The sequence below is a fragment of the Curtobacterium sp. MCLR17_054 genome, from assembly GCF_003234335.2.
GTDB lineage: Bacteria > Actinomycetota > Actinomycetes > Actinomycetales > Microbacteriaceae > Curtobacterium > Curtobacterium flaccumfaciens.
The window spans coordinates 1,543,348-1,566,501 of the sequence record NZ_CP126263.1 but is presented as its reverse complement, the minus strand read 5'-3'; the positions used below and the strand labels follow the sequence as shown (position 1 = coordinate 1,566,501).

The following is a 23,154-nucleotide window of genomic DNA, read 5'->3' as shown; positions in this document are numbered from 1 at the left end:
GGCTCATGCTCGATCGAACGGAGAACTCGGTGTCACGGATCAAGGTGGCCATCATCGGCTCGTGCGTCACGCGAGAAGCGTTCATCACGCGGAACAACCCGCACTACAAGGACGTCTACGACCTCGGTCCGCTCGCGTGGCAGACCGGTCTCGTGAGCTTCCTGTCGGCGCCCGTCGCTCCGGACATCGCGCTACGGATCCAGCCGGGTGACAAGGTCAACGAGCACGGGGCGCGCACGATGGCGCGCGACATCGCCAAGTCGGACCGCGCAGAACTCGAGTCGTTCGCGCCCGACTACCTGCTGTTCGACCTCTACTCCGACGTCCGGTACGGGCTCGCGCGGATCGGCGACGCGACCATCACGAACAATCCGAACAGCTTCCGGAAGACGGACTTCTTCGCGGCGGGTGAGGGGTTCACGACCCTGCACATGGCGAACGCGAGCGCCGAGTACGTGCCGCTCCTCGAGCAGGCCGTCGACGAGCTCGTGGCATGGCAGCGACAGGCGCTCCCGGAGACGACCCTGGTGTTGAACTGCTTCCGGTACAGCTCGTACTACCGGACGAGCACCGGCGACCTGGAGTTCGTGAAGTACCGCGGAGACCAGAAACGGGATGACCTGTACAAGCGGCTGCTGCGGGAGAACGACCGGTACGACTCGCTCTACCGTTCGATCGCTGCCCGTCACGACCTCCGTACCATCGACAACCGCGACCGTTCGTACCACTCCGACGGCGCGCACCCCTACGGCATCTCGCCCTGGCACTTCGGCCGACCGTTCTTCCAGGACTTCATGGCCGACCTCGACCGCATGGTCATCGGCGATGCCCTGACCGCCGGGCACCCGGCCGACGAACTCGCCGGCCTCAGTTCCTGAGCCTGGCGCGCGCTGCGCGCAGGAGCCGTCGGGCGAAGTGCCCGCTCGGCACCCGACGGTCGACGAGGAACCGCCAGCCGTCCGCACGGTCGGCCAGGGGCTGCAGTTGCACGCCGCTCGGAACGGGCGGGAGCGGCATCCTCGCGGTCACGACCGGGAAGTCGAGCCGGAGACCACGGAACGAGATCCGGACCACGGCACGGTGTCTGCCGGTGGCGATGTCGCCGTTCTCCAGGCGCAGCGACCAGCGGGATGAGCGGTGATCGACCCGGAGGACGGCCTGGGTACCCGCTGCCCCGGCTCCGGTCAGAGTGGCGTTTTCGGTCGGGGTTGCGGTCAGGACCATGTCGAGGGAGACCCCGTCAGGCACCGTCCCGGCCACTGGTCCGCTCAAGGTCAGGCCGCCGGCGTCCGGGTGCGCCTCGTCGACGACGAGCGGTGCGAGGTGCCGCACCATCGAGACCAGCTGCACTGCGAGCGGGTCCTGCCCGTGGACGGCACCCGCCATAGCGCGCAGGAGTTCGGAGTTCCCTTCGACCCCCGCCGTCAGCGGACCCAGGTCCGTGACGGCGGATCCGAGCACCGACACGTCGGTGTGCTCCGCGCGGTTCGCCAGCAGGACCAACGGCCCGTCGTTCACGAGGGATCCGCGATCGAGTGCGAAGACCGCTTCCTCTCCGAGCACACCGACCGAGCGGATCACGTCCACCCAGGCGCGGAGCAGCACCGGCGGCACGTCGCGGTCGTCGCGCGCGTCGTGCAGCGCAGACGCGAGGCGCACGGCGATCTCCCCCGCTCCGTTGGCCACCGCGAACCAGAGCGCTCGTCGCTCGGCACGGAGCGCCTGACGATCGGCGGTCGGCACGACCGCGAGCAGATCGTGCACCGCTCCGATGACCCGGTGCAGGTCGTTCGCATCCGGCTGGCCGCGGAGGAACCGTTCGAGGTGGACGTACCCGTCGGCGTCGAGGACGACCTCGGCGTGCGCGCGGCGGACCTCCGGGGCGGCATCGGCGAGCAGTGATGCCACCTCGATCTCCTGATCGAAGTAGCTCAGCACGCCATCGATGCCCGACGCCCTCGCGGTCATGGACGAGGCTCCCGGACGCTCGCGGTAGAGGTAGACGACCTCCGGCACCACCGCGACACGGTCCGCGGCGAGGAACGCGCGGACCATCGGCACGATGTCGTTGGAGCGCGGGGCGTTCGGGAACCGGACGCCCGACGCGCGCAGGAAGTCGGTGCGGAAGACCCGGTTCCAGCATGCGCGGTTCGCCAAGAGCCTCGGCATGGCCTGGAGGTCCGTCACCGACTCGGTCAGGACGTCGTACCAACTCGACATGGGCTCCCAGGCCGACCCGGAGCTGAACTTGAGGTGCCGTCCGAGCGCGATCACGGCGTCGCTGCGCTCGGCTGCGTCGATGAGCGCCCGGTACGCCCCGTCAGGTACCAGGTCATCACCGTCGGCGAACACCACGTACTCGCCCTGCGCGAGGTCGATCCCCTGGTTGCGGGCGGTGCCTCCCCCCGCTGCTCGGGATCGGTGCAGTCGCACACGGGGGTCGCGGGACGCGATCCGCTCCACGATCGCGACCGTCTCGTCGGTGGACCGGTCGTCGATGACGATCACCTCGAGGTCGACATCCTGCCGCAGGACACAGTCGAGCTGCTCCTCGATCCACGGCGCGACGTCGTGCACCGGCATGACGACGGAGAGCTGTGCACTCACGGCCGACTCCTCGTCCTGAGCACGGCGGCGACGCGGCGCAGTGCCGACGGTGCGACGGCCACCTCGACACGGTGGATCCGCCTGTCGCGCAGCGTGAACTCGACGCTCCACCGGTCACCGGGCCGAGGCCTCGCCGACGAGACGACCGTGTCCGATGACAGCACGCCCCGGTGCACTGCCGTCCGGGTTCCGTCGCGCTCGAGCACGACGTTCCCCGGTGCCGGGTGCTCGAGACCCGTCATGCTGATCCGGAGACCACCACGGTGTCGGACCGCGGTCGCACGGACGCGACGGTTGCGTCGGAGGAACACGACGTCGTCCACTGCTCCGTCCCGCAACGCGGACAGCACGACCTGTTCGTGCTCGTCCAGCCCACGGCCGACGAACTCGTCCCAGAACGCCGCGACGAGCTCTGGACGGACAGGGAGCGGATCGCCGCGCTGTGCGGCATCGACGACCGGCCGGAACAGGCGTTCGCGCCACAGGTCTGCGCCGCGCTCCGTGTCGGGACCGAGCGCCCGCTCGCACTCGGCGGCGAGGCCGCGCCACCGCATGACGACGTCCTCTGCCGGGCGGTCGAACGTCTCGACGAGCTCGGCCGCGAGTCCCGGCTCCTTCGCCCGGAGCAGGGCGTAGGCGGTGCCGGGGTACGCGCTGAGGTCGTCGAACTCCGTCTCGTCGACCCAGGTGTCGATCCACCTCACGAAGTCGGCGAGCAGGCGGGCGCCGACCGGGTCGAGCACGCCGATCCCGCGGACCCGCGTCCACGCCTCTCGGCGGATCAGCCGCCGTCCGAAAGCCTCCGTCGCCCCGTCCGCCCCGTGTGCCGCGTACGTCTCGACTGCTGCACGGGTCTGTTCGAGCCAGTCGTCCAGGTCGTCGCCCCGGCCGATGCCCGACGTCACCGACCCGTCGTGTCGCCGGTGGCGGTACACCACCTCGGGCAGCACGTCGACCCTCGCTCCCACCGCGAGCCGCGCCCACCAGGAAACGTCCTCGCAGGTGGTGCCGGTCGGGAACTCGACGCCGGACTCGAGCAACCACGTGCGGTTGAAGACCTTGTTCCAGGGTGTGTGGTCGAAGGCCAGCTGCGGCGTGTCCGAGAGCCGGAGGCCGGTCCCCCCGGTCGTCCAGAGTGCGTCGTCCGTCGTCCAGTAGGTCGACTCGCGCCCGTCCCCGGTGAACTGCTCAGCCCTCCCGCTGACGATCTCCGGACCGAACTCGGTGAACACGGCGAGGAGCCGTTCGTAAGCAGCGGGCGGCACGAGGTCGTCGGCGTCCGCGAACGCGACGAAGTCGCCGGTCGCGACGCCCAGCCCGGTGTTCCTGGCGTTGCCGGCTCCGCCACGTTCCCCGATCTCGAGCACGACGATGCGCGGGTCTTCGGTGGAGAGCGACCGGACGGACTCCGTCACCCCGGAGCTGAGCCCGTCGAGCACGAGGATGATCTCGAGCCGACGGTGGGTCTGCGACCGGAGCGCCTCCAGCGCGACGTCGAACCACGGGCCGACGCTGCCGACCGGCACGACGACCGACAGCAGAGGAAGGGGTCCGCCCACAGCACTTCTCCTGGAGTTCATCACGTTCGGGTTGCGCAGTGCGCGACGAGCCAACCTCGACTTCAGCCCTAAACTATCGCAGCACGTGCATCACGACGACAGGGAGCCGATCGACCGATGGACTCAGCGATCCGGACCACACCACTCATCTCCGTCGTCGTGGCGGCGCTCGACGTGGAACGGTACCTCCCGACGCTCCTGCGGTCGTTCGAACGGCAGACGTTCGACCACGACCGTGTGCAGTTCGTGTTCGTCGATGACGGGTCGACCGACTCGACGGGGTCGCTCCTCGACGACTGGGCCAGGTCCGCTGGAGCCGACGTGACCGTGATCCACCAGGACAACGCCTGGATCGCCGACGCACGGAACACCGGATTGACCCGTGCCACCGGGCAGTGGGTCACCTTCGTCGACGCCGACGACGAGCTGGAGGAACGGTACTTCGAAGAGGTCGCGAAGTTCATCGAGTTGCACGCGTCGGACGATGTCGCGCTCCTCGCGGCCCATCAGCTCCTCCTGGACGACGACGGCGGCGTGACGGACGGGCACCCGTCCCGCAAGCGCTTCGAGAAGGGATCGCGCATCGTCGACATGCGGTTGGACCCCATCGTGCAGACCGGCGTGAACGCGGCGTTCATGCGTCGTGACCTCGTCGAGGCGGCGGGTCTCCGGTTCGACGGTCGTGTCCGACCCACGTTCGAGGACGCCCACTTCGTCGCGCGCTACCTGCTCCGCAACGGACTGCACCGGATCGGTCTGATGGCCTCGGCCAAGTACCGCTACCGTCAGCGCGGCGATGGCAGCTCCACCATGCAGACCAGCCACGAGGACCGACGGAAGTACACCGACGTGCTCCGTCACGGTCACCTCGGGCTCCTCGACGAGGCGTCGGCGACCGGACGCATCGATCGTTGGGTGGCGAACACCGTCCTTTACGACCTCGTCGGGTACTTCCGGCGCGAGCGTGCGATCCGGTCGCCCTCGGCCCTCGCCCCCGCCGATGCGTTCGACGAGTTCCACGAGCTGGCGGCTGCGGTCCTGCAGCGAGTCGGTCCGGAAGCGGTCCGCTCCTTCGACCTGCTGCCCGTGGAGTTCGCGGTGCGGCGGGCGATGCTCGTCGGGTACCGGGACGAACCGGACCGCCCGAACACCGTCAACCTCGCTCAGGTCGATGAGGCCCACCAACTCGTGCAGCTCCAGTACTGGTTCACCGGCGAGATCCCGGCGGAACAGATCGCTGTCGACGGACACGAGGTTGTCCCCGAGTTCGAGACCGTCCAGGACTTCGTCTTCTACGGTCGGCCGCTGGTTCGCCGGCGCGTGATCTGGATCCCCCGCGGCCACGTCACCGAGATGTACGTGGACGGACAGCAGGTCGTCTTCGCCCGGGGTGAAGTGCCGAACCACTACGCAACCCTGACCCGCCGCCAGCTCGAACCGCAGATCCTGGCCCAGCGCCGACGCGTGGTGGATCCCAACGAGGTGGAGCTGACCAACAAGCAGCACGTCTGGCGAGCGGTGCGCGAGCGTGCGATCACGACCCGGAACTCCCTGCAGAAGACCGCACTCCGGAACGCCCTGGCACCGACGCTGGCCCGCACGCGCCGCGCACGCGAACGGTTCCAGGGCGCGTGGGTGTTCATCGATCGGGACACGGACGCGAACGACAACGCGGAACACGCCTACCGGTACGTTCGACGGCACCGTCCGGACATCAACGCCTACTTCGTGCTCAACCGCGATTCCAAGGACTGGGACCGCCTGCAGCGCGAAGGGTTCCGGATGATCGCGTTCCGGTCGCTCGAGTGGGTGCAACTGATGCTCCACGCCGAGCACGTCGCGTCGTCGCACATCGCGGACTTCGTCACCAAGCCCCTGCCCACGTCGAAGTTCGGGCAGCCGCGGTTCCACTTCACCTTCCTGCAGCACGGCGTGATCAACTACGACCTGTCGCGGTGGCTCAACTCGAAGCGACCCGACCTGTTCGTGGTCTCGACCCCGCAGGAGCGGGACGCGATCGCGGGCCACGGGCAGTGGATCTTCTCCCAGCACGAGGTCGTCCTGACCGGGCTGCCCCGCTTCGACGCGCTCCTCGAGAAGAGCCGGGCGAAGCAGGAAACCGAGCGCGACCTCATCCTCGTCATGCCCACCTGGCGTCACTACCTCGTCGGGGCGCAGGTCGCCGGATCCGGAGCGTGGGAGCGTGACGACCGGTTCATGGAGAGCCGTTTCGCCAAGGAGTACACGGCGCTCATGTCGTCGCCGGAGCTCCGCGCACTCGCGAAGCGGACCGGGAAGCGCCTCGCGCTCATGCCGCACCCGCTCCTCCGTCCGTACCTGACCGACTTCCACCTGCCCGACGACGTGGAGATCCTCGACTTCGCCGTCGACGGCGTGCAGGACGTCCTCGCCCGGAGCGCTGCGTTCGTGACCGACTTCTCGTCGCTGGCCTTCGACGCCGCCTTCATCGACGTCCCGGTGGTGTACTTCCACTTCGACCTCCGCGAGTTCTTCGGCGGCTCGCACAGTGGTCGTCGCGGGTACTTCGACTACGACGAAGCCGGGTTCGGCGAGGTCACAGGGTCCGTCCGGGAAGTGGAAGGCGCTGTCGAACGGATCGCAGAGGCCGGGTTCCGCCCGTCGGACACGTTCCGGGAACGGGCGCGACGGACCTTCGTCACGCGGGACGGGCGCAATTCGGAACGCGTCATCCAGATGATGGAGTGGTTGACGGGCGGACCACGACCAGCCGAGCCCCAGCCCGAGGCCGCGCTGCCCGCCGAGGATCAGTCGTCGGCTTCCGTGAGCTCCCAGAACGGCGAACGCTCGACCGTCGACGCGTCCGGCTTGTAGAAGGGCTCCTTCAGCGAGAGGTGCGGCCGCTCCCAGGCGACGTCGCGCCGCACGACCCGTGCCGGCGTCCCGACGGCGATGCAGTTGTTGGGGACCCGGCCCGTCACGATCGACCCGGTCCCGATCACGGAGCCGCGTCCGACGGTGGTACCGCCGAGGACGGTGACGCCGAGTGCGAGCCAGACGTGGTCACCGATGTCGATCGACCTCGACACGTTGACCCGCGCTCCGGTGCGGACGTCGAAGATCGGGTGCGCGTCGTCCGCCCGGATCTGGACGTGCGAAGCGATCATGACGTCGTCGCCGATCCGCACGGTCGTCCCCTCCGTCGCCGAGATCACGCAGTTGGCGGTGGTGGATGCGTTGGCGCCGACGAGCACGGACGAGTCCTGCCCGATCCTGATGTTCGCGACGAACGCCGGCGCACCGTGGTTCTCCGCGATGTCGAGCAGACCGTTGTCACAGTCCATGCTCACCACGATCCGCCCGAGACGCGCACGTTGGTGAACCCGCACGACGTTGTTCGACCCGCGGAACGTGATCTTGACGTTCCCCCGTTTCGGGCCGGCGTACTCGATACGGTTCCCGCGGTCGTCCGAGTAGGCCGACAGCTCCTCAACATCCGTTTGCACGGCTCCAGCCTAGGTGCAGCGCAGGAGCACGCTCAGACGGTCGCCTCGTACGCCGACACGACCTTCTTGGTCGGGCCGATCATCTTCAGCTCGCCCTCGTTGAGCCAGGCGACCTGGTCGCACATGTCCTTGACGGTCCCCATGGAGTGCGAGACGAGGATGACCGTGCGGCCTTCGTCCTTCATCTCCTTGAACTTCGTCTGGCAGCGCTTGCGGAACGTCGCGTCGCCGACGGCCAGCACCTCGTCCACGACCAGGATGTCCGGCGTGACCGCGACGGCGACGGAGAACCCGAGCCGCACGTACATGCCGGACGAGTAGTTCTTCACCGGCTGGTCGATGAAGTTGCCCACACCGGAGAACGACACGATGTCGTCGAACTTCCGCGCCACTTCCTTGCGGCTCATCCCGAGGATCGAGCCGTTCAGGAACACGTTCTCGCGACCGGAGAGCTCGGGGTGGAACCCGGAGCCGACCTCGAGCAGTGACGCCTGCTTGCCACGCGCGGTGATCGAGCCCTCTTCCGGCCAGAGGATCTTGGCGAGGCACTTCAACAGCGTCGACTTGCCGGACCCGTTCTTGCCGATGAGGCCGAACGTCGATCCGTGCGGGACCTCGAACGACACGTCCTTCAGTGCCCAGAAATCCTCGTGCACGGACTTCTTCCCGCGCATGACCATGCTCTTCAGCGAGTCGTTGCGCTCGTGGTACATGCGGAAGCGCTTGGAGACGTGTTCGACGGAGACGGCGGAGTCGTTCACAGGAGTTCAGCCAGCTTCTTCTCGTTGCGGGAGAACACGACGTAGCCGATCGCGAGCGAGGCGCACCCGGCGATGGCACACGCGACCAGGTCGGTCCAGTTCGGGAGGCGGTTGTCGTACATGAGGTTCCGGAAGACCTCGGAGAACCGCTCGATCGGGTTGAGCTTGTAGACGTGGATGATCCACGGATGTCCGGCCTTGTTGGCGGCGTCCTCGACGAGCGAGAGCGGGTAGATGATCGGCGACAGGTACATCCACATCTGCAGTGCGATGCCGACCAGGTGCTGCATGTCGCGGAAGTGCACGTTGATGATCGACAGGATCAGCCCGAGGCCGGCGGAGAACATGGCGAGGAACACCATCGTCAGGGCGATCAGCGGCAGGTAGAGCCAGAAGTTCGACCCGGCGATCGCGAGCGCGATGAGCAACACCCCCATCTCCACCAGCCACGTGAACCCGAAGGACCCGACGGCCGCGAGCGGCAGCGTCATCCGCGGGAAGTACACCTTCTTGATCAGCGAGCCGTTGGCGACGATCGACGTCATGCCGGAGTTGATGACGTTGCGCGCGAAGATCCACGGCAGCAGCCCGCACATGAGCCAGAGCGGGTAGATGTTGAGCCCGCTGGGGTCGCCGACCTCGAGTCGTGCCCGGAAGATGAACGAGTACACGATCGTGTAGATCAGCATCGTCGCGAGCGGGTTGATCAGGGACCACAGTTGCCCGAAGACCGTGCGGCGGTACTTGCCCTTGACCTCGCGGGCGGTGAGGTTCGCCAGGAGTTCCCGCGACGACATGAGCTCGTTCAGGTACGTCATGCTTCGGGTGCAGGCTCCTCCGGGGCGCAACGCAGCGCTCCTCACAGGGATTCGGGGACGAGACATTCTCGCACAAAGGTTGCACTTGCCACGTTCGACTCGGTGACGCATGTCCGCTGCGGGCGCCGCGGAGACGAACACCTGGTGAAACCTGAGTAGGGTTGGTGGGTGATCGTCAGCTTCGCCAACCACTCCACCGCACCGGTGAACCTCGGCGGGGCGGAACGGTCACTCATCCGCTTCGTGGAGGACTGGCAGGCGCAGGACCCGGCCATGACGCCGACCTTCATCACCAAGGCCCCGCGCGGCAAGTTCATCGATGCCCTCGACGAGCGGGGCTGGTCGTACGACGCGTTGCGGTTCCGCGGCTGGGCCCTGCCGAGTCCACAGCCCGCACCGGCTGCGGAACGCGCCGCCTTCGCGACCGTCGACTACGCCGCCGTGAACGCGATCATCCGGAAGTACGAGCGCGAGCGCCCGGACCTCGTCGTCACCAACACACTCGTCGCCCCGTGGGCGTCGTTCGCCGCCGCGGTCCTCGGGATCCCGCAGGCGTGGTTCGTCCGTGAGTACGGCGACCTCGACCACGGCCTGCAGTTCCAGACGGGCCGTGCGGGCGTCCTCGGCGACATCGGCTTGCTGTCCGGCGCCGTCGTGACCAACTCCGAGGCCATGCGCGAGCACTTGGCGCAGTACATTCCCGCCGACAAGCTCTCCGTCGCCTACCCGACGGTCGACACGAGCCGACTCCTGGCGACGAAGGACGACACGCCTGCCGTCACCCCCTTCCCGCAGGCAGAACCCGGCCTCCGGATCACGGTCCTCGGCCGCGTCGAGGAGTCCAAGGGTCAGCACCGCGTCGTCGACGCGCTCGGCGCGCTGCGCCGACGAGGCGTGACCGCGAGCGTCTGTTTCGTCGGGAGCTGGAAGCACCCGGGTGAGGACCAGCGGCTCACCGACCGCGCCCGCGCGCTCGGTGTCGCCGAGCACGTCGTGTTCGCTGGCGAGCAGCACACGCCCGCGCCCTTCATCGAGGCGGCCGACGTCTGCGTCACACCGTCCACCATCGAGGCCTTCGGTCGCACCACCGCCGAGTACATGGCGCTCGGCAAGGCCGTCGTCGCCACGCGCCAGGGCGGCAGCGCGGAACTCGTGGAGCCCGGTGTGACCGGCGCGCTGGTCGATGCCGAGGACACGAACGCCCTCGCCGATGCCCTCGCCGCGTACGCGGCCGTCCCGGACACGGCCAGGAGGCACGGTGCGGCTGCACCGGAACGCCTCGCCACCGTCACGGGTGCGGGCCACGACAACGCCGCGGCCATCGCACGGTTGGTCGCGCTGGTCGGCACCGAGGGCTACCGGCTCCCCCAGGCGGCGCGCTACTGGTTCGAGCTGCCCGGCGCGTACGCGTCGCTCGGTGCGACGAGCGCCAGAGCCGCCGTCGGACTCCTCGCGAGCCGCGTGCGATCCCGTTCCGGGGCCGTCGGCCGACTCATCGCCCAGCCCGGCGTCGTCGTCCGGAAGCTGGCTCGGCGATGACGCGCGACCGTCGTCCGGTCACGATCGTCGTCCCCATCTACGACGACCTCCCCGGTCTCGAGCGCTGCATCGAGGCACTGCTCGAGACGGTGGACTTCGCCGTCGACCGCGTGCTCCTGGCGAACGACATGGGCCCCCGCGTCGACGCGATCGAGGCCCGGGTGCTCGAGCTCGTCCGTGACCACGAGGGGTTCGAGTACACCCGCAACAGCCGCAACCTCGGCTTCGTCGGCAACTGCAACCGGGCGGTCCTCGAGCTCGACCGCACGGGCAACGACGTCCTGCTCCTCAACAGCGACACCGTCCCGATGCCGGGGTTCCTGGACGAGATGACCGCGGTCCTGGCCTCGGACGACTCGATCGGCGTCGTGTGCGCGAGGAGCGACAACGCCACGATCGCGTCCTTCCCCTACGCGCGGCGGAACCCGCGCGCGAGCCTCGCACCGCGCCGCACCCGCGAGCTGCACGGCCGGACGAAGTACCTGCTCCCGCGGCACACGGTCTCCCCGGTGGCGATGGGCTTCTGCTTCCTCATCCGGCGCGAGATGGTCGACCGCTTCGGGTTGTTCGACGACGTCTTCTCCCCCGGCTACGGCGAGGAGAACGACTTCTGCCTGCGGATCAACGAGCACGGCTTCACCTCGGTGTTGGCGAACCGCGCGTTGGTCCTGCACACGGGCTCGACGAGCTTCAGCGGGGATCGCGGTCCCTCGCTCCGACTCGAGCACGAGCGGATCCTGCTCGAGCGCTACCCCTTCTACGGCGGCGCGATCGCGCTCTTCCTCGCCCGGTACCGTGACGCCGTCGACGTGTTCGCCGATGCGTTCCTGCCCGACGACGACGTCGTCCGCGTGGCGCTGCACCTCCCGGCCGACCTGACCGACGAGGTCATCGCCCGGACCCGCAGCACCCTCGCTGCAGCGCCGGATGACGTCGTCGTCACGGTCATCGTCGCGAAGTCGCAGATCCGAGACGCCCGTGAGGCGTTCCCGGGCGCTGCGATCGCCGTCGGCGGCCGGCCACGGCAGATCTTCGACGTCGCGGTCGCCCTCGGCGCCCTGACCACGTTCGCGCAGCTCTCCGCGCTCAACGCCAACGCTCCCCGCTGGATCCTCGTCGACCCCGTGTCGCAGGACGTCCGGTGGTCACACGCGGTCGCGAACCACCGTGCGTCGGCGATCGACCGCATCCTGCGCCGCTTCGAGAACCAGAGCACGAGCTGGCGCGACGGGGACGACCTCGTCCGGCTCGTCCGCACAGCCGCCGCGAACGAGATCGACCCGGCGTCCCTGCGTGCTCGCTGGCACGCGGTTTCGGACATCGCCGAAGCGACCGGGCTCCTGGTGCACCGCGCGACGGTGTCGGTCCGACGCCTCGCCGCGCTCACGTTCGGTGCGCGCAACCCGCGCATCGTCGCCCGCCTCCGCGCGATCGCCGGCCGCGGCGCCTGAGCGACGACCGACGAGCGGACGGGAGGCCCGTGGCGGCGCCGCCACGGGCCTCCCGTCCGTCACGCGAGTGCGTCGACGACCGCGCGGTGTCGCGCGACGCTGGCCCCGTCGAACGCACCGAGCAGGTGCAGCGTGGCGATCCGGAACACGAGGGCGCGCAGGAGCAACTGCCGCCACTCGTGTTCGCCCTCGCCGAGATCGTCGAGGCGGTCGACGGACACGCCGTGCCAGCAGACCGCGTCGACTGCGGCGATCGCGGCTCCCGTGCCGGCCGGACGCCAGTAGGGAGGCCAGTCGATGATCCCGGGCGCGAGTCCCTCCGCGAACAGGACGTTGCCGAGCAGGTCCCCGTGGACCAACTGCGCCGGCGCGTGGACGGGACGGAACGCCGCGGCCAGGCGATCGAGGGTCGGGTCGGTCGGCAGTGGTGCCTCGCCCCAGGCCATGCGGTCGGCGCGACGCCACGGGTCGTCGGTCTCGGGGTCGGCCGTCCGGAGGAACGCGGGGCACCCGACGCCGGCGACTGCGCGGTGGAAGGCCCGACCCGCTCGGATGACGTCGTCGACACGGGTGTCGTCAGCTGCCCCGGCGACGAACTCCCACGCCTCCCACTCCCCGCACCGCCAGGCACCGGCGCGAGTGGGCACCGGTCTCGGAGTCCGGAACGCCGACGTGTGGCCCAGGTCCGCGAGCACCGCAGCGCGCCAGTCCGTCACGAGCGCACCGTCGTGGGGCCGGAGGACGATGTCGCCCGCCCGCCAGGAGCGGCCGCGGCCGCCCACGAGTGGCACCGGTGTGGCTGCTCCCGCACCGAACGCGGCGAGCACTCCGGGATCCGGTGGTGCCGGCTGGCCGTCGGTCACGCGGTCCGCAGGATCTTCACCATCGGCCGGCCCTTGGCGACCTCGTCGACGAGCTTGTCGAGGTACCGGATTTGCCGCATGAGCGGGTCGTCGAGCTCCTCGATCCGCACCCCGCAGATCACCCCGGTGATCAGCGGGGCGTTCGGGTTCAGGTGTGCGCCAGCGAAGAAGTCCTCGAACGTGGTCCGGTCGGCCAGGTGCTGCGCGAGCGCCCGGTCGTCGAAGCCGGTCAACCACTCGATGACGGTGTCGAGCTCCGCCTTCGTGTGGCCCTTCCGCTCCACCTTCGCCAGGTAGTGCCCGTAGACGTCCGCGACGGGCGTCCCGAAGATCCGGTGACCGGCCATGGTCGGCGCACCTACACCAGGCAGCGGGGTCCGAGCAGGCTCTTCAGCTCGCCGAACAGGTCGGGGGTCAGGTTCACCGGGAACGGCAGCTCGAAGGTGCGCGCCACGTCGTCCTTGAGCAGCTTCAACCGCACCTCGGTGTCACCCTGGTGGCGGCCGAGCACGGCGGCGAGTTCCGTCACCGTGGTCGTCGTGGCCTGGCGTTCGGGCAGCGACAGGGTGAGCGGGCCGGAGCCCATCGCGTCGCCGACGTTCGGCTGGAACATGCTCACCGCGTGCAGGGCCTTGCCGTCGTCGCGGACGTTGACGCGGCCGCGCAGGACGACGATCGAGTCGGGCACCAGGGACGGGCCGAACTCCTGGTAGGTCTTGCCCAGGAACATCACGCCGATCTGGCCGCCGAAGTCCTCGATGTCGACGATGCCGTACGGGTTGCCGCTCGTCTTCGCCACCCGGTGCTGCACGCTCGTCAGCAGGCCGGCGACGGTGACCGTCTCGCCCTCGATCGAGTCGTCGGCGGTGAGCAGGTCGGCGATGGTGATCGACTGGTGCTTCGCGAGCTCGATCTCGAGACCCGCGAGCGGGTGGTCGGACACGTAGAGCCCGAGCATGTCCCGCTCGAAGGCCAGCTTGTCGCGCTTGGACCACTCCGGACGGTCCGGCACCTGGGACACCGCGGCGCTCGGGGCGTCCTCGGCTGCCTCGGCGAAGAGCGAGTCGAAGTCGAACCCGACGTTGCCGTGGGCCTCGTCGCGCTTGACCTTCACCGCGCCCTCGACCGCGCCCTCGTGGATCTCCACCAGGGCTCGGCGGGTGTCACCGAACTCGTCGAAGGCGCCGGCCTTGATGAGCGACTCGACCGTGCGCTTGTTCGCCGACGAGATCGGGATCTTGCGCAGGAAGTCGTGGAACGACTCGAAGGCGCCCTTCTCGGTCCGCGCCTTGACGATGTCGTCGACGACGTTGAACCCGACGTTGCGGATGGCACCCATGCCGAAGCGGATGTCGTCGCCGACTGCGGCGAAGAAGCCGATCGACTCGTTGACGTCCGGCGGCATCACCTTGATGCCCATCCGGCGGCACTCGTTGAGGTACAGGGCGAGCTTGTCGCGGGCGTCGCCGACGCTCGTCAGCAGCGCCGCCATGTACTCGGCCGGGTAGTGCGCCTTGAGGTACGCGGTCCAGAAGGACACCACACCGTAGGCCGCCGAGTGCGCCTTGTTGAACGCGTAGTCGGAGAAGGGCAGCAGGATGTCCCACAGCGTCTTGATCGCCGCGTCGGAGTACCCGTTGTCCTTCATGCCCTGCTGGAAGCCCGCGTACTGCTTGTCGAGCTCGGACTTCTTCTTCTTGCCCATCGCGCGGCGGAGGATGTCCGCCTGGCCGAGGGAGAACCCGGCGACCTTCTGCGCGATGGCCATGACCTGCTCCTGGTAGATGATCAGGCCGTAGGTCGTGCCGATGATGTCCTTGAGGGGCTCCTCGAGCTCCGGGTGGATCGGCGTGATCGGCTGCTCGCCGTTCTTGCGGAGCGCGTAGTTCGTGTGCGAGTTCGCACCCATGGGCCCCGGGCGGTACAGGGCGATGAGCGCGGAGATGTCCTCGAAGTTGTCGGGCTTCATCAGCCGCAGCAGGCCACGCATCGGCCCACCGTCGAGCTGGAACACACCGAGGGTGTCGCCGCGCTGCAGGAGCGCGTACGCCTCGGGGTCCTCGAGCCCCATGTTCTCGAGGTCGAGCTCGGTCCCCCGGTTCGTCTTGATGTTGTCGAGGGCGTCACTGATGATCGTGAGGTTGCGGAGCCCCAGGAAGTCCATCTTGATCAGGCCGAGCGACTCTGCTGCCGGGTAGTCGAACTGCGTGACGATCTGGCCGTCCTGCTCCCGCTTCATGATCGGGATGATGTCGATGAGCGGATCGCTCGACATGATGACGCCGGCCGCGTGCACGCCCCACTGGCGCTTCAGCCCCTCGAGCCCGAGTGCGGTGTCGAAGACGGTCTTCGCCTCGGGGTCGGTCTCGACCACGGTGCGGACGTCGACGGCTTCCTTGTAGCGCGGGTGGTCCTTGTCGAAGATCCCGGTGAGCGGGATGTCCTTGCCCATCACGGGCGGCGGCATCGCCTTGGTGAGCTTCTCGCCCATGCCGAACGGGAACCCGAGGACGCGCGAGGAGTCCTTGAGCGCCTGCTTCGCCTTGATCGTGCCGTACGTGACGATCTGCGCGACGCGCTCCGACCCGTACTTCTCGGTGACGTACTTGATCGCCTCACCGCGGCGCCGGTCGTCGAAGTCGACGTCGAAGTCGGGCATCGAGACGCGGTCCGGGTTGAGGAACCGCTCGAAGATCAGGCCGTGCCGGATCGGGTCGAGGTCGGTGATGCGCATCGCGTACGCCACCATCGAGCCGGCGCCGGAGCCACGACCCGGACCGACGCGGATGCCGTTGTTCTTGGACCAGTTGATGAAGTCCGCGACCACCAGGAAGTAGCCCGGGAACCCCATCTGGTTGATGATGCCGACCTCGTAGTCGGCGCGGTCCTGCACCTCTTTCGAGATGCCGTCCGGGTACCGGTAGTCCAGCCCCTTCGCGACCTCTTTCTCGAACCAGGAGTGCTCGGTCTCGCCCTCGGGCACCGGGAACTTCGGCATGTAGTTGGCCGAGGTGTCGAACTCGACGTTGCAGCGTTCCGCGATGAGCAGCGTGTTGTCGCAGGCCTCGAGGTTGTCGCGGAAGACGTGCCGCATCTGCGCCGGGGTCTTCAGGTAGAACTCGTCGGCGTCGAACTTGAAGCGGTTCGGGTCGTTGAGGGTCGAGCCGGACTGCACGCAGAGCAGTGCCGCGTGCGACTTGGCGTCGTGGGCGTGCGTGTAGTGCAGGTCGTTGGTGCCGACCAGCGGGATGTCGAGGTCCTTCGCCAGGCGGATCAGGTCGCTCATGATCCGGCGTTCGATCTCGAGGCCGTGGTCCATGACCTCGGCGAAGTAGTTCTCCTTGCCGAAGATGTCGCGGTAGTCGGCGGCGGCCTGCACCGCTTCGTCGTACTGGCCGAGCCGCAGGCGCGTCTGGATCTCCCCCGAGGGGCAGCCGGTCGTGGCGATGATGCCCTCGTGGTACTCCTGCAGGAGCTCGATGTCCATACGGGGCTTGAAGTAGTAGCCCTCGAGCGACGCCTTGGACGACAACCGGAACAGGTTGTGCATGCCCGTGGTGTTCTCGGCGAACATCGTCATGTGCGTGTACGAGCCGGCGCCGGACACGTCGTCGCCCCCGCCGTCACCCCAGCGCACACGGGTCTTGTCCGAGCGGTGAGTGCGGGGCGTGATGTACGCCTCGGTCCCGATGATCGGTTTGACGCCACCGGCCTTGGCGGCCTTCCAGAACTCGAAGGCGCCGAACATGTTGCCGTGGTCGGTCACCGCCACGGCGGGCATCCCCTGCGCGGCGGTCTCCGCCACGAGGTCGGAGAGCCTGGCGGCACCGTCGAGCATCGAGTACTCGCTGTGCACGTGCAGGTGGACGAAGGAGTCGGAATCCGACACGGAACCTCCGGTTCGTACGGTGTGCTGCGGGGTGGGAACAGCCTAACCGCGGCCGCCCACATTCCCGCGCGCGTCGCGGCGGACGGGAGGCGCGGGGCGGGGCCGCAGCGCGCCTCCAGACCGGCATCGGGTCGCGACGCGCGCGGGGCGCCACGCCGAGGGGGCAGGACACGCCGCAGGCAGACCGCCGCGGGTGCAGAAAGCGTCGCCTGGCGGCGCCCCAGCCGACAGTTCGTGACCCCTCGGCGCAAGCGCCCGGGCGTGCCGGGAGGCGCGTGGCGGGCCAGCACCGCGCCTCCAGACCGGCACCGGGTCGCGACACGCGCGGGGCGCCCCGCCGAGGGCGCAGAAAGCGTCGCCTGGCGGCGCCGCAGCCGACAGTTCATGACCCCTCGGCGCAGGCGCCCGGGCGCGTCGGTCTGGACACGCGCGGGGCGCCGCGCCGAGAGAGCAGGACACGCCGCACGCCGGCCGCCGAGGGCGCAGAAAGCGTCGCCTGGCGGCGCCGCAGCCGACAGTTCGCGACCCCTCGGCGCAAGCGCCCGGGCGCGGCGGACGGGAGGCGGGGCGCCCCGCCGAGACGGCAGGACACGCCGCACGCGCTCCGCCGCGGGCGCAGAAAGCGTCGCCTGGCGGCGCCGCATCCGACAGCTCACGACCACTCGGCGCAAGCGCCCGGGCACGTCAGAGCGACGCACTCCGGATCTGCTCCAGCGCTGCCTGAAGGTCCTCCGGGTACTGCGCCTCGAAGGACACCCACTCGCCCGTGCGGGGGTGGTCGAAGCCGAGCCGGACGGCGTCGAGCCACTGGCGCGTCAGCCCGAGCTCGGTCGCCAGCACCGGGTCGGCGCCGTACATCGTGTCCCCGACGAGCGGGTGGCGTGTGGCAGCCATGTGCACCCGGATCTGGTGGGTGCGCCCGGTCTCCAGGTGCACCTCGAGCAGGGTGGCGGCCCGGAAGGCCTCGAGCGTCTCATAGTGGGTGACGCTCGGCTTGCCCTCCGACGTGACCGCGAACTTCCAGTCGCTCGACGGGTGCCGCCCGATGGGGGCGTCGATCGTGCCCGAGGTCGGGTCGGGGTGGCCCTGCGCGAGCGCGTGGTAGACCTTCTCGACGGTGCGCTCCTTGAAGGCCCGCTTCAGGTGCGTGTACGCCAGCTCGGTCTTCGCGACGACCATCAGGCCCGAGGTCCCGACGTCGAGGCGGTGCACGATCCCGGCACGTTCGGCGGCGCCGGAGGTCGCGATGGTGAACCCGGCGGCGGCGAGGCCCCCGGGCACGGTCGGACCGTCCCACCCCGGCGAGGGGTGCGCGGCGACACCGACGGGCTTGTCCACGACGACGATGTCCTCGTCGTCGTGCACGATCGTCATGCCCGGCACGGCCGCCGGCACGATGCGCGGCGGCTCCTTCGGGGTCCACTCGACCTCGAGCCAGGAGTCGGCGTGCAGCCGGTCCGACTTGTCGACGGGGACGCCGTCGACGCGGACGCCGCCGGCCGCGACGACGTCGGCCGCGAACGACCGGCTGAAGCCGAGGAGCTTCGCGATGGCGGCGTCGACGCGCTCACCGGCGAGCCCGTCGGGCACGGGAAGAGAACGCGATTCGCTCACGTGGCGTCGTGGCCCAGCGTGTCGCGACGGTCGCGGTCCTCCGGCCTGGAGGCGCGGGTCGGCTCGTCGAGAGCGGCATCGGCCGACGAGAACGCGGCCCCACCGTCGATGGGCTGCGCCGCGTCGACCGGCTGCGCCGCGTCGACCGGCTGCGCCGCGTCGAGCTGAGCCTGTCGCTTGGCCGAGAGCGTGCGGGTGCCGTCGAGGTTCACGCCGAGGATCACCAGCAGCACGAAGACCACCATGCTGATGCAGATGAAGGAGTCGGCGACGTTGTAGATCGCCGGCATCATCCACGGCGTCGAGATGAAGTCGACGACGTGGCCACGACCGAAGCCGGGCTCACGGAAGAGCCGGTCGAGCAGGTTGCCCAGCGCGCCGCCGAGCAGCATGCCGAGCACGATGGCCCACCACATCGACCGGATGCGACGCGAGTACACGATGATCGCGACGACGACCGCGGCCGAGATGACCGAGAACACCCAGGTCATGTTCACCGCGAACGAGAACGCGGCCCCCGGGTTCCGGACGTACAGGAACTGCAACGCCCCGCCGAGGACCGGGACGGGGGTGCCGTACGGCAGGTTCGCGACGACCAGCGTCTTGGCGACCTGGTCGAACGCCACCACCACGACAGCGGCGAAGGCCAGTGCCGCGATCGCGCGGACACTGACCTTCGCTCGTGATGCTGGTCGTGACAACGTCAGTTGCCGAAGCCCTGCGCCGAAGCCGGCGCCGGGGTGAGACCGGACTGCTCGCCCGAGGTGTCGAGCTCGGAGAGCTGACCCTGGATGTAGCTCTTGAGCTGCGCACGGTAGTCGCGCTCGAAGGTCCGGAGCTCGTCGATCTTGCCCTCGAGCTGGCGCTGCTCCTGCTCGAGCACCGCGACACGCTGACGGTTCGTGTTCTCGGTGTCGGCGATGATCTGGCGCTGCTTCGCCTCGGCCTCGGAGACCAGGCGAGCCGCCTGGGCCGTGCCCTCGGCGATGAGCGCGTCGCGCTTCTCGATGCCCTCGCGGACGTGCTCCTCGTGGAGACGACGCGCCAGGGTCAGGAGGTTCGTGGTGCCCTCGGTGTCCTCGTCGGCGGGGACCGTCGTGGCCGGAGCCGCCGCGGCGACCGGAGCGGGCTCCGGTGCTGCCTCGACCGGGGCCGGGGTGGGCTCCGGCTCGGCTGCGGGAGCGGGCTGCTCGGCCTGCGCCGGCTGCGGGGCCGACTCGGCCGCCTGCAGGCGCTGGCGGAGCTCGTCGTTCTCCGCGGTCAGGCGACGGAGCTCGACCACGACCTCGTCGAGGAAGTCGTCGACCTCGTCCTGGTCGTAGCCCTCGCGGAACTTCGTCGGCTGGAACCGCTTGTTGACTACGTCTTCCGGCGTCAAAGCCATTGCCGTCACCTCAATAGAACTGCTGAACGTGTGGAACCGCGTGCGGTGCGACCGAATCTACCAGTCGTACCGTGCGGTGCGGATGCGCCACCGGAGCGGGCATCGATCCCGACCACCGTACACCGACGATGGGGCGGAACCGTGACCTGCGCCGGGCGTGGCGCGTGTCGCGGACGGGAGTCCGCTCAGATACCGCGTGCCAGGGCGGCGACGACGAACCGGGCGATGATGACGACGAGCATCACGATCGTCCAGCCGAAGTCGAGCGCCACCGGCCCGAGTCGGAGCGGCGGGAGGACCCGTCGCACCGCTCGGATGGGCGGATCCGTGACCGTGTAGACGAACTCGGACACCACGAGCATGCCCCCGCGCGGCCGCCAGGAACGGTTGAAGCTCTGCACGAGGTCGAGCGCGAAGCGCCCCCACATCACGAAGAAGTACAGGAGCAACGCGAGGGAGATGATCCCTAGGATCACGGACACGATGGGGCTCGCTCGTCTCGGGCGAGCGTCGTCGGACGACGCTCAGGGGCGGGTGTGCCGGGTACGGCTCAGGACTGGGCGAAGAAGTTCGCCTCGATGTCGGACTCTACCTCAGCGGGCTCACCGCTCACTGCGACGTGAGCCGGCGACAGGAGGAAGACCTTGTTCGTGACGCGCTCGATCTTGCCGAACAGGCCGAGCGACAGCCCGGAGGCGAAGTCGATCATGCGTCGGGCGTCACCCTCGGTCATCTGCGAGAGGTTGATGATGACGGGGATGCCGTCGCGGAAGCTCTCGGCGATGGACTGGGCGTCCTTGTACTCGCGCGGGTGGACGGTGAGGATCTCGTTCATTTCCTGGACCGGGGTCGCCTTCTGTGCGGTCGTGTGCGAGCGGCGGAGCGGAGTGACCTGGGCGCCGCGCTGGTGGGTGTGCGTCTTGGTGGGAGCCGGCGCCGCTGCGGGAGCGGCCGCCGGGGCTGCTGCCGCGGCAGGGGCTTCCTGCGGTTCGGCGGGCGCCGGAGCAGCCGCTGCGGCCTGGCGAGCAGGGGCTGCCTGCTGGCGCGCGGGCTCGGCCTGCTGCTCGTCCTCGTAGTCGAGTTCCTCATCGGCGAGGCCGAGGTAGACCATCGTCTTCTTCAGCGGGTTGGCCATGGTTCCTCCGGGGTTCGTGCTCGTGGTGCCCTGCAACGAGGCTAGGGTGCGGGCGGCCGGTTTCCCGTGATTGCGGTGCCGATCCGCAGGTGTGTCGCGCCCTCGAGGATCGCCTCGGCGTAGTCCCCGCTCATGCCGGCCGAGATGTCGGTGGCGCCGGGCTCGAGCGACACGACCCGTTCGGAGATCGAGCGGAGTCGGGCGAAGGCGGCTCGGGGCACCTCGTCCAGGGGCGCGACCGCCATCACACCCCGCAGTCGGATCGTCCCGGTGGCCAGGACACGGGCCACCATCGCCTCGACGTCGTCCGGCTGCACCCCGCCACGCCCGGGGTCGTCGGTGAGGTTCACCTGGACGAAGCCGTCGATGACCGGCGGCTCCGGCTCGGCCTCGGTCGGGGCGAACGCGTCGACGACGGAGCCGCGGTCGAGCGACTGCACGACGTGGGCGTACCGACGGGCCTGCCGGGCCTTCTTCGACTGCAGCTGCCCGACGAAGTGCCAGGTCAGGCCGAGGTCCGCCAGTTCGGCGGCCTTCGCCTGCGCCTCCTGGTGGCGGTTCTCCCCCACGTCCGTCACGCCGAGTTCGGCGAGCTCGCGCACGAGCGACGCCGGGTGGTACTTCGTGACGACGACGAGCGTGAGTTCGTCGGGTGAGCGCCCTGCGGCTCGCGCCGCGTCGGCGATGCCGCTCCGGACGGACGCAACGCGCGCCTCCAGTCCGTCGTCGTGAGACGAGGCGGACGGGAGGCGCGTGTCGGCTACCAAGGGTGGGTTACTTCAGGAAGTCGGGGACGTCGAGCTCGTCGTCGTCGTCGAACGCCGGGTCGGCGGCGCGCTGCACCGGCGGCTGGTGCTCCTGCGAGGCCCAGGAGGGGCTCGACGTGGTGGAGTCCTCGATCGCGCCGGTCGAGGCGGCGACGGGCGCCGCTACGCTCGACTCCGGGTCGACGTAGCTCGAGCGACGTTCCTTCTGCTGCTGCGCCGGCTCGCCGCCGTCGAAGCCCGCGGCGATGACGGTCACGCGGACCTCGTCGCCCAGGGTGTCGTCGATGACCGCACCGAAGATGATGTTCGCCTCGGGGTGCACGGCTTCCTGCACCAGACGCGCGGCGTCGTTGATCTCGAAGATGCCGAGGTTCGAACCACCCTGGATCGACAGCAGCACACCGTGCGCACCGTCGATGGAGGCCTCGAGCAGCGGCGACGCGACGGCGAGTTCGGCCGCCTTGATCGCACGGTCGGCGCCGCGCGACGAGCCGATGCCCATGAGCGCGGAACCCGCACCCTGCATGACGCTCTTGACGTCGGCGAAGTCGAGGTTGATCAGGCCCGGGGTCGTGATGAGGTCCGTGATGCCCTGCACACCGGCCAGGAGGACCTGGTCGGCCGTGGCGAAGGCCTCGACCATGGAGATGCCGCGGTCGCTGATCTCGAGCAGGCGGTCGTTCGGGACGACGATGAGCGTGTCCACCTCGTCCTTGAGGCCCGCGACGCCGTTCTCGGCCTGCGACTGGCGACGCTTGCCCTCGAAGCTGAAGGGCTTCGTGACGACACCGATGGTCAGTGCGCCGATGGACTTCGCGATGCGCGCGACGACCGGTGCGCCACCGGTGCCGGTGCCGCCGCCCTCGCCCGCGGTGACGAACACCATGTCGGCGCCGGCCAGGGCCTCTTCGATCTCCTCGGCGTGGTCCTCGGCGGCACGACGGCCGACCTCGGGGTCCGCGCCGGCGCCGAGGCCGCGGGTGATCTCGCGGCCGACGTCGAGCTTGACGTCGGCGTCGCTGAGCAGCAGTGCCTGGGCGTCGGTGTTGATCGCGATGAACTCGACCCCACGGAGACCGAGCTCGATCATGCGGTTGACGGCGTTGACGCCGCCGCCGCCGACACCGACGACCTTGATGACGGCGAGGTAGTTGTGGTTCGTGGTCACGTCAGTCAGGCCTCCGGTAGAACCCTCAACCTCTACTTGAAGTTCAGGGGCAATGCTGGTAGATGTGGTGCTGGCTCCGACGCTACGGGTGCGTTCGGCGCAGTGTCGCCCCGC

19 protein-coding genes are annotated in these 23,154 nt (G+C 69.3%); 4 read left to right on the top strand and 15 right to left on the bottom strand.

Annotated elements, in window-relative coordinates:
* Positions 1–29: 29 nt before the first annotated feature.
* Positions 30–878, top strand: a complete 849-nt coding sequence (locus DEJ08_RS07495) for a DUF6270 domain-containing protein (protein WP_111109790.1) — start codon at positions 30–32, stop codon at positions 876–878.
* On the opposite strand, the gene DEJ08_RS07490 is transcribed toward DEJ08_RS07495, so the two are convergent.
* Together DEJ08_RS07490 and DEJ08_RS07485 are read right to left on the bottom strand one after the other, a co-directional pair.
* Entirely contained in the window at positions 868–2,607 is a 1,740-nt protein-coding gene (locus DEJ08_RS07490) for a glycosyltransferase family 2 protein (RefSeq protein ID WP_111054965.1), read from the bottom strand. The two genes, DEJ08_RS07495 and DEJ08_RS07490, sit on opposite strands and share 11 nt — an antisense overlap.
* A complete protein-coding gene (locus DEJ08_RS07485) occupies positions 2,604–4,220 on the bottom strand; it encodes a glycosyltransferase family 2 protein (protein ID WP_284180519.1) in 1,617 nt (538 codons plus the stop codon). The genes DEJ08_RS07490 and DEJ08_RS07485 overlap by 4 nt, the downstream gene beginning before the upstream one ends.
* 63 nt (positions 4,221–4,283) lie before the next feature.
* Between DEJ08_RS07485 and DEJ08_RS07480 the strand changes: the two genes are divergently transcribed.
* Positions 4,284–7,019 (top strand): bifunctional glycosyltransferase/CDP-glycerol:glycerophosphate glycerophosphotransferase, encoded by a 2,736-nt coding sequence (locus tag DEJ08_RS07480; protein ID WP_111054967.1) that lies wholly within the window; start codon positions 4,284–4,286, stop codon positions 7,017–7,019.
* Here DEJ08_RS07480 and DEJ08_RS07475 read toward each other — a convergent pair.
* Genes DEJ08_RS07475 through DEJ08_RS07465 form a run of 3 tightly spaced genes read right to left on the bottom strand, consistent with a single transcriptional unit; the run spans position 6,953 to position 9,230 of the window.
* A complete protein-coding gene (locus DEJ08_RS07475; protein ID WP_258367168.1) occupies positions 6,953–7,651 on the bottom strand; it encodes an acyltransferase in 699 nt (232 codons plus the stop codon). The genes DEJ08_RS07480 and DEJ08_RS07475 overlap by 67 nt on opposite strands.
* Positions 7,652–7,683: 32 nt before the next feature.
* A complete protein-coding gene (locus tag DEJ08_RS07470; RefSeq protein WP_258367169.1) occupies positions 7,684–8,412 on the bottom strand; it encodes an ABC transporter ATP-binding protein in 729 nt (242 codons plus the stop codon).
* Positions 8,409–9,230 carry an ABC transporter permease gene (locus tag DEJ08_RS07465; RefSeq protein ID WP_111030339.1) on the bottom strand — a complete coding sequence of 274 codons (822 nt, stop codon included), beginning with the start codon at positions 9,228–9,230 and terminating at the stop codon, positions 8,409–8,411. The genes DEJ08_RS07470 and DEJ08_RS07465 overlap by 4 nt, the downstream gene beginning before the upstream one ends.
* 168 nt (positions 9,231–9,398) lie before the next feature.
* Between DEJ08_RS07465 and DEJ08_RS07460 the strand changes: the two genes are divergently transcribed.
* Positions 9,399–10,769, top strand: a complete 1,371-nt coding sequence (locus tag DEJ08_RS07460) for a glycosyltransferase family 4 protein (RefSeq protein WP_111054968.1) — start codon at positions 9,399–9,401, stop codon at positions 10,767–10,769.
* Positions 10,766–12,220, top strand: a complete 1,455-nt coding sequence (locus DEJ08_RS07455; protein ID WP_111054969.1) for a glycosyltransferase family 2 protein — start codon at positions 10,766–10,768, stop codon at positions 12,218–12,220. The genes DEJ08_RS07460 and DEJ08_RS07455 overlap by 4 nt, the downstream gene beginning before the upstream one ends.
* A gap of 59 nt (positions 12,221–12,279) precedes the next feature.
* Here the strand turns inward: DEJ08_RS07455 and DEJ08_RS07450 are convergent, their stop codons facing one another.
* The 10 genes from DEJ08_RS07450 to ftsZ all read right to left on the bottom strand — a co-directional run bounded on the left by DEJ08_RS07450 (position 12,280) and on the right by ftsZ (position 23,040).
* Positions 12,280–13,083, bottom strand: coding sequence for a hypothetical protein (locus DEJ08_RS07450; protein ID WP_111054970.1), 804 nt, complete (start codon positions 13,081–13,083; stop codon positions 12,280–12,282).
* The gene (locus DEJ08_RS07445; RefSeq protein ID WP_111033321.1) at positions 13,080–13,430 is read right to left on the bottom strand and encodes a DUF2200 domain-containing protein; all 351 of its coding nucleotides are present in this window, start codon (positions 13,428–13,430) and stop codon (positions 13,080–13,082) included. The genes DEJ08_RS07450 and DEJ08_RS07445 overlap by 4 nt, the downstream gene beginning before the upstream one ends.
* Positions 13,431–13,441: 11 nt before the next feature.
* A complete protein-coding gene (gene dnaE, locus DEJ08_RS07440; RefSeq protein ID WP_071245757.1) occupies positions 13,442–16,921 on the bottom strand; it encodes a DNA polymerase III subunit alpha in 3,480 nt (1,159 codons plus the stop codon).
* A gap of 735 nt (positions 16,922–17,656) precedes the next feature.
* The gene (locus tag DEJ08_RS07435; protein ID WP_111054971.1) at positions 17,657–18,586 is read right to left on the bottom strand and encodes an RluA family pseudouridine synthase; all 930 of its coding nucleotides are present in this window, start codon (positions 18,584–18,586) and stop codon (positions 17,657–17,659) included.
* Entirely contained in the window at positions 18,583–19,287 is a 705-nt protein-coding gene (gene lspA / locus DEJ08_RS07430) for a signal peptidase II (RefSeq protein WP_258367170.1), read from the bottom strand. Before lspA ends, DEJ08_RS07435 begins: the two co-directional genes overlap by 4 nt.
* 2 nt (positions 19,288–19,289) lie before the next feature.
* Positions 19,290–19,970 carry a DivIVA domain-containing protein gene (locus tag DEJ08_RS07425; protein ID WP_071405424.1) on the bottom strand — a complete coding sequence of 227 codons (681 nt, stop codon included), beginning with the start codon at positions 19,968–19,970 and terminating at the stop codon, positions 19,290–19,292.
* Positions 19,971–20,155: 185 nt separating this feature from the next.
* The gene (locus tag DEJ08_RS07420) at positions 20,156–20,452 is read right to left on the bottom strand and encodes a YggT family protein (RefSeq protein WP_084741074.1); all 297 of its coding nucleotides are present in this window, start codon (positions 20,450–20,452) and stop codon (positions 20,156–20,158) included.
* 68 nt (positions 20,453–20,520) lie between these two features.
* Positions 20,521–21,105 (bottom strand): cell division protein SepF, encoded by a 585-nt coding sequence (locus tag DEJ08_RS07415; protein WP_071405422.1) that lies wholly within the window; start codon positions 21,103–21,105, stop codon positions 20,521–20,523.
* A 41-nt stretch (positions 21,106–21,146) separates the two neighbouring features.
* The gene (locus tag DEJ08_RS07410; RefSeq protein ID WP_111054972.1) at positions 21,147–21,872 is read right to left on the bottom strand and encodes a YggS family pyridoxal phosphate-dependent enzyme; all 726 of its coding nucleotides are present in this window, start codon (positions 21,870–21,872) and stop codon (positions 21,147–21,149) included.
* Positions 21,873–21,879: 7 nt separating this feature from the next.
* Positions 21,880–23,040, bottom strand: coding sequence for a cell division protein FtsZ (gene ftsZ, locus DEJ08_RS07405; protein WP_111054973.1), 1,161 nt, complete (start codon positions 23,038–23,040; stop codon positions 21,880–21,882).
* Positions 23,041–23,154 lie beyond the last annotated feature (114 nt).

Bases quoted from the DNA above. Each gene is read 5' to 3' on its own strand.
- DEJ08_RS07480 (WP_111054967.1), top strand. From the start codon at position 4,284: ATGGACTCAGCGATCCGGACCACACCACTCATCTCCGTCGTCGTGGCG.
- DEJ08_RS07465 (WP_111030339.1), bottom strand. From the start codon at position 9,230: ATGACGTACCTGAACGAGCTCATGTCGTCGCGGGAACTCCTGGCGAAC.
- DEJ08_RS07455 (WP_111054969.1), top strand. From the start codon at position 10,766: ATGACGCGCGACCGTCGTCCGGTCACGATCGTCGTCCCCATCTACGAC.
- DEJ08_RS07445 (WP_111033321.1), bottom strand. From the start codon at position 13,430: ATGGCCGGTCACCGGATCTTCGGGACGCCCGTCGCGGACGTCTACGGG.
- dnaE (WP_071245757.1), bottom strand. From the start codon at position 16,921: ATGCTCGACGGTGCCGCCAGGCTCTCCGACCTCGTGGCGGAGACCGCC.
- DEJ08_RS07425 (WP_071405424.1), bottom strand. From the start codon at position 19,970: ATGGCTTTGACGCCGGAAGACGTAGTCAACAAGCGGTTCCAGCCGACG.
- DEJ08_RS07415 (WP_071405422.1), bottom strand. From the start codon at position 21,105: ATGGCCAACCCGCTGAAGAAGACGATGGTCTACCTCGGCCTCGCCGAT.